We start from the raw sequence: 9,994 nt of genomic DNA, 5'->3' as shown, positions 1-9,994 counted from the left end.
TCGGATGCTTCGCCGATGGCGATCATCGAACTGGTAGACCGCGACACCAGCGCCAAGGGCCAGGATTCGGGCCCGGTTGATGTGGACATGGACGAAGCGGCCTAATCGGCGTTCATTTTGAGCTTTTAGAAAGGGGACGAAAACGGTTGTTTTCGTCCCCTTTTATACGTGGTATCAATGTTCACGTGGTGGGCGGCCACCGGCTGTCGCGGGTTCATCGCCTTGTGCGGGTTCACGCGGTGCAGGTGCTGGAACCGTGACTCGTCTGCCCGGTTTGACCACGACTGGAACTTTTGGCGCAGTTGCTGGCGCGGTAGGGGCCATCTGACCACCGCCCACCGAAGCCGATATCGGGCGCTGGGGAGTAGTAGGCGCAGGACCTTGCGGAGACTGCGGTGCCAGCCGAGGCGGGGCGGATCCGGTTACAGGGTTGCTGCCCACCGGTTTCTTGCCTGCACGGTTCAGCGAAGCGATAACGTAACCGCGAGCCGCAGTCTCTGCGGATGCGTACAAACTACCCATGCTGGCATAAGTCGCGTTAGGCTTCATTTTGTGCTGGCTAGTCACGGTATGCAAAATTGTATCGCGCAATGTTGCGATCTCGTCGCGACATTGCTGGTCAAGGCACTGGTTCTGGCTGCGCGAATCCATATTTCCCGCCCAAATGGATGGCAGCAGGCGAAAGCGCGCTTCTTCAACGGAAGCAAACCCTGCCTTCTCTGCTTCCGCTTTAGCTTTAGCGCTTGCTTGAAAATAGCTGACAATTTCATCCGGTTTTGCATCGAACTGCGCGCGCGCTTTATTACGCACCGCCCCGCCTGCATTGGCAATGGCGTTGCGACACAGGCTATCAAAAGCAGGGCATAGTGGTTGCCAACGGGCGACAAAACTTTTTGTCCATTGGTTCAGCTTGCCATTTCCATTTGGCGATAAGTCGTCGAGAACCAATTGACGGCGCTGTGTATCATTGGCTTTCTTTTCTTCACCGGTCACGCACTGCAGTTGGGTGTTGGGAAGTTTCTGGCATTCGGCCTTGTCGTTGCAGCGAAAGCCGAAATCTGCAGCGGATTTGAACCAGTATCCGCCAAATGCGATACCCCCTCGCGCGGAACAATATTGCGTGGCGCCATTGAGGCTCATTGTTTCAGCGTTGGGTTTCGGTGCGCTGCTGCAACCGCTGCCGACCAGCGAATATACCGAGCAAAAGCCGCTCTTCCCGCCCTCCCAAATATAGGAAACACCCTGTTCAAGCAGTCCGACACCACCATATATGATGCCTTTAGCACCATCGATTACCTTGCCGACAAAACCACTGCATGCCTTTTTGGCAATATCTCCCAGCAATGGCGTGCGCCCCAAGAGGGACTGCTCCACCAGGCTGTCAGTCAAGCTGCATACGGCTTGGCCACTCACGCCCAGCGTCAGTAATGTGCTGACCGCTGTTACATAGTCGCCGTCATCGAAAGCGCTATAGACTTTCACAATGTCTCTAGTTGTTCCGCCGATTGCATTTTGCAGGTTCTTTTCCATTACAAAATCGGTTTCAAAGGCAAACGAGCAGATAGTCTTGATTTCGCCGAAATAGGGGACAGCGCTGTTGAGCTGGTTGATCAATTGCTGCTTCGCGTCGGCCGATGCACTTTTTGCATATTCTGACGCGAAAGATGAAGCGGAACCCATCATGGCATTGGTGGCGCTTTTGCCTTTGGCGTCATCAATATAGCCATCAGCTTTGCCGAAAACGACATCGATAGCGGTTATAGGCGTTTCGCACTTGGCCTGCGTAAAGGTGCCGATGCCGGGATAGTTCTTTTCCTTTGCGGCCTTGACGGCCCCAATCAACGCAAAGAAGGGATAGTCTTGTGCTACAGCATGGCTGTAGACAATGCCAGCGTGCTGAGTTTGATTGACAGTGTAGCGCGCCATTTCAATGCTGTCGTGATCAACGCCTGCCTTACTCAAAACACTGGCGATGCTCTCAAATGTTGCGTTTTTCGCCGATGCTGGCGTTGCCATGAACGGCGTTGTTACAATCAGGCACGCCAATGTGACCGTTGTTCGGAACGCAAAACGATGCATCAATACCCCTCCCCAAGTGGCTTCTCGACGCGACCGATGGTTCTAATTTTTCCGATAGCTAGAAGGGTGGTAGATTGCCGTCAAGTTGGAATTGCCGTGCCGAAATCCAATGTCAATTCACTTGCAGGCGGTCGAGTTACCGTTACTGATAGACCAAGGCAAATTCCAGTTCAGGGATATTCTATTGTGCATCGTGCGATTGTTCGAATTCTCCAGTCTACAGCAATTTCGGTAATACTCAGTTGGTCACCTGCAATGGCGGCGGATAAGGAAAATATGGCAGTAGCAGCCGAAACCAGCGTCGCAAATCTGGCATATCCCGAAACGCGAAAAGCTGAACTGGTCGAGGAGCAGTTTGGCGTCAAAGTCGCCGACCCCTATCGCTGGCTCGAAGATGATGTTCGCAACAGCAAGGAAGTTGCTGATTGGGTTGCCGCGCAGAAGGCGGTGGCTGACCCTTATCTTGACAACCTTCCAGGCAAACAGGCGCTCGCTGCACGCATGAAGGCGCTCTATGATTATGAACGCTTTAGCATCCCGCAAAAGGCAGGCGGGCATTATTTCTTCACAAAGAATGACGGGCTGCAGAACCAGTCGCCTCTTTACGTACGCAAGGGCCTGAAGGGTAAGGACCGCGTTCTTATTGATCCTAACACCTGGTCGAAGGATGGGGCGACCGCGCTTGACCAATATGAGCCTTCGCCCGATGGCAAATTGCTTGCTTATGCGATCCAGGACGGCGGCTCGGACTGGCGCACGATCCGCGTAATCGATGTGAAAAGCGAAAAGCCCGTCGGCGATGAGATCAAGTGGGCCAAATTCACCAACATCGCCTGGGTGGGTAATGAAGGCTTCCTCTATTCGCGCTTTGCCGAACCGGTCAAAGGGCAGGAGTTTCAGGCGCTGAACGAGAACCAGCAGCTGATGTTCCATCGTATCGGCACAAGCCAGTCGGAGGACCGACTGGTCTATGCTACGCCGGACCGGCCGAAGCTTGGCCACACCGTGCAGGTTACGCACGATAATCGCTGGGTGGTGATCACATCGGCACAGGGCACGGATGAGAAATATGAGATCAGCCTGATCCCTATTGCAAAGGGTATGGGCCAGGTTCTGCCCGTCGAAAAATGGAAGCCGCAAACGCTCATCCCCGGCCTCGACCATGACTGGCAACTGATCGAGGGCATGGGCGATGAATTGTGGTTCGTGACCAACAAGGATGCGCCAAAACTGAAGGTCGTCAAAGTTGATTTACGTGGCAAGCAGCCGGTTTTTTCGGACATTATTGCCGAACGCAGCGAACCTTTGGCACGGGCACAGATTGTGGGCAGCAGACTGGTCCTTTCCTATCTGAAGGATGCAGCATCGGTCGCTGAAATGGTGAGCCTTGATGGCAAGCCCTTGCAGCGTATTCAACTCAACGCCATCGGCACCGCGTCCGGCTTTTCGGGAAAGCCCGGCGATCCGGAAACCTATTATGCTTTTTCCAGCTTCAACCAGCCGGGGGCGATTTATCGCTTTGATTCCACAACGGGTAAGAGCAGCATCTTCGCGCAATCGAAATTGAGCTTCGATCCTGCCAGCATCAGCATCGAACAGCGCTTCTACGCCTCGAAGGATGGCACCAAGGTGCCGATGTTCATTGTGCGCCGGAAAGACCTGGACCTATCCAAAGGAGCGCCGACGCTGCTTTATGCCTATGGCGGGTTCAACCTTGCGCAATTGCCTGCCTATGACCCGCGCAAAATGGCCTGGATCCAGTCGGGCGGGGTCTATGTGCTTGCAAACATTCGCGGCGGTTCGGAATATGGCAAGGAATGGCACGATGCCGGGCGGTTGCTCAACAAGCAGAATGTCTTCGACGATTTCATCGCGGCGGGCGAATATCTTATCAAGGAAGGCATCGCCAACAAGGACCAGCTGGCGATCGAAGGGCGGTCCAATGGCGGTCTGCTGGTGGGGGCTGTGGTCAACCAACGCCCTGATCTGTTCGCCGCTGGCCATGCAGCGGTGGGTGTGATGGACATGCTCCGCTTTGACCGTTTCACCGCCGGGCGCTATTGGGTCGATGACTATGGCTATCCCAATAAGGAGGCCGATTTCAAAAATTTGCTTGGCTATTCACCCTACCACAATATCAAGATGGGCGTGCATTACCCGGCGGTTATCGTCACCACCGCCGACACCGACGACCGCGTGGTCCCCGGCCATAGCTTTAAATATACGGCGGCCTTGCAAGCCGCCGATACCGGGCCGAAACCAAAAATCATCCGCATTGAAACCCGGGCGGGGCACGGTTCCGGAAAACCCACCGCCAAGCTGATCGAGGAATATTCCGAAATCTATGGCTTTCTCGCCAAATGGACCGGATTGGAGTTGGAGAATGACGCAGCAAAGTGAATGGCAACCCCGCCCCGCCAGTTGGTGGGAAAGGGTCATGGTTCCCAAACTGATTGGCTGTGCCTGCGCGCAACCGCAGATCATGAAGGCACGAAGCCGCATCGTGCCCAAGGCCGAGGGCGATGTGCTGGAGCTTGGCTGCGGCGGTGGGATCAACATGGCTTTTTACGATCCGGCGCGGCTGAAAAGCTTTTCGGGCGTTGATCCGTCCGCCGGTTTGCTCGATCGTTCGCGCGAAGCCGCACAGGCCATCGGTATCGAAGCCGATATACGTGGCGGCATAGGCGAGGCTATTCCCTTTGCGGACGCGAGCTTCGATACCGTGCTGTGCACGTTCACGCTGTGTTCGGTCGATGAGCAGAAGCAGGTCTTGGCCGAAATGCGCCGGGTGCTCCGACCGGGCGGTAAGGTGCTGTTCCTCGAACATGGCAGCGCGCCGGATGAGGATGTACGCAAATGGCAGCGCCGCATCGAACCGATCTGGAAGCGCATTGGCGGCAATTGCCACCTGACCCGTCCTATCACCAGCGCCTATGAAGCGGCGGGCTTCAAGGTATCAGGAGGCGATAAGGGTTATATGCCCAAATCCCCCCGCCCGTTCAGCTGGATCGAATGGGGCGAAGCGCGGCTTGGTTAACCCTATTTTACCGGCTGTAGGCTAGTGCTTGTGCGCTATGGTGATGGCGCGCGCTAACTTTCGATTGGCTCAACCCTGTCCTGCTCCGCAGGAAGCCGTGTCCCATGCTCCTGCCGCGTTTGGCAAGCCGCTGGTTCAGATTGTCAGCAACCCGGCATCGGGCGGTCATTCGCTGCGGCGGCTGGAGCAATTGCGCGACGCCTATGTTCGTAACGGCTTTGACGCCATCTTTTCGGAAAGCTCTCCTGTCAGCCCGTTCGAACTGGCGACCGGCGTGGCACGTGTGTGCATTGCAGGAGGTGACGGCACCGTACGACATGTGCTGGAAAATCCCGAAATGCACATATCCGGCGTAGCAGTGGACATTTATCCGGCAGGAACGATCAACCTGATCGCGCGCGAATGGGACGTTCCAACCGATCCTGACAGCTTTGTATCGCAATCCGCCGCTCGTCCAGCCAGACGCCTGTTTCCCGTCGGGCTGAACGACACTTGCTTTCTGGCCTGCGCCAGTATCGGGCCCGATGCTAGTGCTGTTGCGGAATTGTCTGTGGCTTTGAAACGTCGCATCGGCCGATTGGCCTATGTGGTTGCGATGATGAAGGTGCTGATGAACTGGCAAAGGCCGAACTTGCGGTTGTTGGTCAACGGAAAGCCCGTCGCGTGCGAGGCCGTCTTCATCGCCAAGGGGCGATTTTACGCTGGCCCATGGAGCTTCGCGCCCGCAGCACGGCTGGAAGATGCAGATTTACATATAGTCGCATTGCGCCGCGCGCGCCGCCGGGACTTTGCTGCATTCTCCCTGGCCATGATGGCAGGCAAGGTAGATCGCCTGAAGAATGTGCAACTTGCCAAAGGTCGGGAAGTACTGATTGCGTCGGACACCCGCCAGCCAATCCAGGCCGATGGCGATATCGCGACCCATACGCCTGCACGGCTAAGCGTAAGCGACCACCCGTTTGTGCTCTGACACATTGTTCATGAAAATGTCTTTTAACATGAACGGCTGCTGACAAGTCTATCCAGCACCGCATCATTTCGAACCGAAAAATTCTCCATCCGCCGGCGGGAATCCCCCCACCGCCACAAAGGAGAAGTTCGATGAAGATTTTGACCAAGAGCCTGCTCAGCGCCGGTGCCGCAGCTGCGGCCCTGGTCAGCGTTGCCGCCCCCGCACAGGCGCGTCACGACGATGACCGGATCAGTGCCGGTGAAGTGATTGCAGGTGCTGTGATCCTTGGCGGCCTCGCTGCGGTGATCGCTTCCAGCGACGACCGCAATGATCGTGACTATCGCTATGACCGGGCGGGCTATGATGATGGTGATTATCGCCGTGGCGGATATGACCGCGGCTACGGCTATAGCAACCGCTATGGCGGCAGCCGCGCGGCAGTCAACCAGTGCGTCAACGCAGTCGAACGTTGGGCGAGCCGGTACAGCCGTTCGGATGTCACACAAATCAGCAATATCGACCGCACCCGCAATGGCTATCGGGTCACGGGCAAGCTGGTTGTGCAGGATGGCTGGCGCGGTAACAATCGCGGTTACGACAGCAAACGTTATGATCGCGATGACTATGGAAACCGCGGCCATGGCTATAACCGTGGTTATGACAAGGGCCGGTTCACCTGCTTTGTCGAACGCGGACGGGTGGTCGACGTCGACTATCGCGGCCTAGATCAGTGGCGCTAACCCGCGACGCCAGCGATTGATGTAAATTTGCAGGGCGGTTCAGCTTGGCGACAGGCTGGACCGTCCATTTTCCAATAATCAGGGGTGATACCCCTCCTGCACAGGAGGATTTTATGAAGAATTTTGGCAAGGCAGCTCTCGCTGCCGGATTGACCGCGATGGTCGCAACCACACCGCTTCCCGCCATGGCCGCTTATGGCAGCCGTGAAGTGGCGGCCCAACGTCAAGAAGCATCGCTTTATGATGACGCGTCGGATTACCACCGTCGACGCTGGCGGAACCGGAGGCTCGATGTCGATGCGGGGGATATCATTCTTGGTATCGGCCTGATCGCCGCAATTGCTGCCGTCGCCGATTCCGCAGACAAGAGCCGTCGCAGCGAACCACGCCGTGATGATGAGTCGCGCTATCGTGACTATGATCAAACACCGGCACCCAGCTATAATGGTGGAGACGATGTCGGCAGCGCGGTGTCCGCTTGCACCGAAGCGGCCGAACGCACTTCCAACGGCCGGGTTGATGAAATCGGCTCGGTAACGCGCGAAGGCAATGGCTGGCGCGTCGAAGGTGAAATCGGAAACGATGGCTTCACCTGCATGGTAAACAATGGTCGCGTCGACGATATCCGGATTGGCGGCCGCGAAATCTGATTTCTGAAACTACCCACAAAGGGCCGTGCAAAGCGATTTGCGCGGCCTTTTGTTTTTCAGAATACCGGGTCGTTGGCGCCGTTGTCATCCTCGCCAATCGGCGTGACGGCGGTGTGGATGCCGCATTCGGTTTTGTCCCAACCCTTCCAGCGACCAGAGCGTGGGTCTTCGCCGGGCGCGACCTTGCTGGTGCAGGGTGAGCAGCCGATTGACGGGTAGCCCAGTTCGACCAGCGGATGCGCCGGCAGATTGTGTTCCACCATATAGGCGTCGAGCCGTTCCTTGCTCCAGTCCGCGAGCGGGTTGACCTTCAACCGCCCATCCTCGACCTCAAAGCGGGGCAGGGCGCTGCGCGTGGAGGACTGGAACGCCTTGCGCCCGGTGAACTGCGCATCGAAACCCGCCAATGCCTGCTTGAGCGGTAGGACCTTGCGTATTTCGCAGCAGCCATCTGGATCGTAGGACCAGCGCAGGCCGTTTTCGTCCTTTTGCCGCAGCAGGTCGGTGTCGGGTTTCAGGTCACGCAGGTCCTTGAGGCCAAGTTGCTGGCGCAGCTCTTCCTTATAGGTGATCGTTTCGGGAAAATGCTTTCCGGTATCAAGGAACAGCACGGGCACCGTTGGGTCAACGCTGGCGATGAGGTGCAACAAAATCGCACTTTCGGCCCCGAAACTGGAGACGATGGCAACATCGCCCAGCATATTCTCCTTCAGCAGAACTTCCAGAATCTCAACCGTATCGCGCCCGCGGAACATATGGTTCAGGCGGATTGCATCGGTCTCGCTGTAGCGAGGCGCGGCATTGATATGATCGGGCGTGCGGAGTTTCTGTTCAGCCATGACGTAATTTCCAGACGGGCAACGCTGCATCGGCAGCGCCCTGATAGACATGGTCGTAACGTGACAAGGCCGCTTCGACGTCTGCCTGATTGAGCGGCGCTTCGGGGGAGAAGCTGTCAAAGCCGCAACGCTTCATGAATGCGATCTGGTCGACCAGCACATCACCCTGCGCGCGTAATTCGCCGGTATAGCCAGCCTCGCGCAAAATGCGTGCCGAGCTGTAGCCGCGACCATCGCGAAATTTGGGGAAGGCGATTTCGATCAGCGCCAGCCGGTCGAGATGCGGGATCAACGCGCGCGCGTCGTCGTCCGGCTCCAGCCGCACCGCTGTTGCGTTGGACTGGTCGAGGAAAGCGTCGAGCGTGACGGCGGGCTCTTCGCCCTCGGCTACATGATGTTCAACCATAAATCGCCTCCTTGAACGGTTCCATGCCCACGCGGCGATAGGTATCGACGAAGCGTTCGCCGGGCTCGCGCAGTTCCTTGTATTTTTCGGTCGCCCGCTCGACGGCATCGACAATGCCATCCTCGTCAAAACCGGGGCCGGTGATCTTGCCGATCGACACATCTTCGGCGCCCGAACCGCCCAGAGTGAGCTGGTAATTTTCGACGCCTTTGCGGTCGACACCCAATATGCCGATATGGCCTGCATGGTGATGCCCGCAGGCATTGATGCAGCCCGAAATCTTGAGCTTCAATTCGCCCAGATCGCGCTGGCGTTCTGGATCCGCAAAACGCGTCGCAATCTTCTGCGCGATCGGGATTGAGCGGGCATTGGCAAGGCTGCAATAATCGAGACCGGGGCAGGCGATGATATCGCTGATCAGGTCAAGATTGGCATTGGCCAGTTCTGCTGCGTTGAGCGCCTGCCAAACGGCATAGAGATCGCGCTTGGCGACATGCGGCAGCACGATGTTCTGCGCATGGGTGACGCGCAGTTCATCAAAACTGTATTTCTCGGCCAAGTCCGCCATCACATCGATCTGCGCCGAGGATGCATCGCCCGGAATGCCGCCAATCGGTTTCAGGCTGATATTGACGATGGCATAGCCAGCCTGTTTGTGCGGCTTCACATTCTGGTCGAGCCAGACCGCGAAATCGGGATCGCTGCGGTCGATATCGTCGCTAAGGCCGGCTTCGAACGCTGGCGGTGCGAAATAGGCGGCGATGCGCTCCAGCTCTACCGCAGGCGGATCAATGCCCAGCGTCTTAACATGCGCGAATTCTTGTTCGACCTGACGGCGATATTCGTCGGCACCAATTTCATGGACGAGGATCTTGATCCGCGCCTTGTAGATATTGTCGCGGCGGCCATAGCGGTTGTAGACGCGCAGGCAGGCCTCGGCATAGCTGAGGAAATCCTCGATCGGCACGTAATCCTTGATCAGCGGCGCGATCATCGGGGTGCGGCCCATACCGCCGCCGACGTAAAATGCCGCGCCCAATTTGCCATCACGATTGACCAACTGGATGCCGATATCGTGCAGACGCATTGCCGCACGATCTTCATCGGCTGCAATCACGGCAATCTTGAACTTGCGCGGCAAATAGCTGAATTCGGGGTGGAAGGTGCTCCACTGGCGCAGCAGCTCGGCCCAGGGGCGCGGGTCGGTGACTTCGTCAGCCGCTGCTCCGGCATATTGGTCCGAACTGATGTTGCGGATGCAGTTGCCGCTGGTCTGGATGGCGTGCATCTC

The 9,994-nt window shown here is 57.1% G+C and carries 9 protein-coding genes and 1 pseudogene; 6 read left to right on the top strand and 4 right to left on the bottom strand.

The genetic code is table 11. The annotated features are described in order from the left end of the window. Window positions 1-105, top strand: a pseudogene (locus Q0239_RS01700) (50S ribosomal protein L17); the annotation flags it as partial. 69 nt (window positions 106-174) lie between these two features. Here the strand turns inward: Q0239_RS01700 and Q0239_RS01695 are convergent. Beyond that, window positions 175-2,079, bottom strand: coding sequence for a hypothetical protein (locus Q0239_RS01695; protein ID WP_298597360.1), 1,905 nt, complete (start codon window positions 2,077-2,079; stop codon window positions 175-177). A gap of 276 nt (window positions 2,080-2,355) precedes the next feature. Here Q0239_RS01695 and Q0239_RS01690 point away from each other — a divergent pair, with 276 nt between their 5' ends. The 5 genes from Q0239_RS01690 (at window position 2,356) to Q0239_RS01670 (ending at window position 7,458) form a co-directional block, all read left to right on the top strand. After that, window positions 2,356-4,479, top strand: coding sequence for a prolyl oligopeptidase family serine peptidase (locus Q0239_RS01690; protein WP_298597359.1), 2,124 nt, complete (start codon window positions 2,356-2,358; stop codon window positions 4,477-4,479). Beyond that, window positions 4,463-5,116 carry a class I SAM-dependent methyltransferase gene (locus Q0239_RS01685; protein ID WP_298597357.1) on the top strand — a complete coding sequence of 218 codons (654 nt, stop codon included), beginning with the start codon at window positions 4,463-4,465 and terminating at the stop codon, window positions 5,114-5,116. Before Q0239_RS01690 ends, Q0239_RS01685 begins: the two co-directional genes overlap by 17 nt. Window positions 5,117-5,213: 97 nt before the next feature. Next, window positions 5,214-6,086: a diacylglycerol kinase family protein gene (locus Q0239_RS01680; RefSeq protein WP_298597355.1), complete on the top strand. Its 873-nt coding sequence runs from the start codon at window positions 5,214-5,216 to the stop codon at window positions 6,084-6,086. 131 nt (window positions 6,087-6,217) lie between these two features. Continuing rightward, entirely contained in the window at window positions 6,218-6,808 is a 591-nt protein-coding gene (locus Q0239_RS01675) for a hypothetical protein (RefSeq protein ID WP_298597353.1), read from the top strand. A 113-nt stretch (window positions 6,809-6,921) separates the two neighbouring features. Then, entirely contained in the window at window positions 6,922-7,458 is a 537-nt protein-coding gene (locus Q0239_RS01670; protein WP_298597351.1) for a hypothetical protein, read from the top strand. 56 nt (window positions 7,459-7,514) lie between these two features. Here the strand turns inward: Q0239_RS01670 and Q0239_RS01665 are convergent, their stop codons facing one another. The 3 genes from Q0239_RS01665 to Q0239_RS01655 all read right to left on the bottom strand — a co-directional run. Next, window positions 7,515-8,297 carry a phosphoadenylyl-sulfate reductase gene (locus Q0239_RS01665; RefSeq protein WP_298597349.1) on the bottom strand — a complete coding sequence of 261 codons (783 nt, stop codon included), beginning with the start codon at window positions 8,295-8,297 and terminating at the stop codon, window positions 7,515-7,517. After that, window positions 8,290-8,703: a DUF934 domain-containing protein gene (locus tag Q0239_RS01660; RefSeq protein ID WP_298597347.1), complete on the bottom strand. Its 414-nt coding sequence runs from the start codon at window positions 8,701-8,703 to the stop codon at window positions 8,290-8,292. Before Q0239_RS01660 ends, Q0239_RS01665 begins: the two co-directional genes overlap by 8 nt. Further along, window positions 8,696-9,994, bottom strand: a 1,299-nt coding sequence (locus Q0239_RS01655) for a nitrite/sulfite reductase (protein WP_298597345.1), incomplete at its 5' end; no start/stop codon positions are given. The genes Q0239_RS01655 and Q0239_RS01660, both read right to left, overlap by 8 nt.

The organism is uncultured Sphingorhabdus sp., assembly GCF_937872355.1.
Taxonomy (GTDB): domain Bacteria; phylum Pseudomonadota; class Alphaproteobacteria; order Sphingomonadales; family Sphingomonadaceae; genus Sphingorhabdus_B.
The sequence above is the reverse complement of the archived record's forward strand: the minus strand, read 5'-3'. Positions and strand labels throughout refer to the sequence as shown.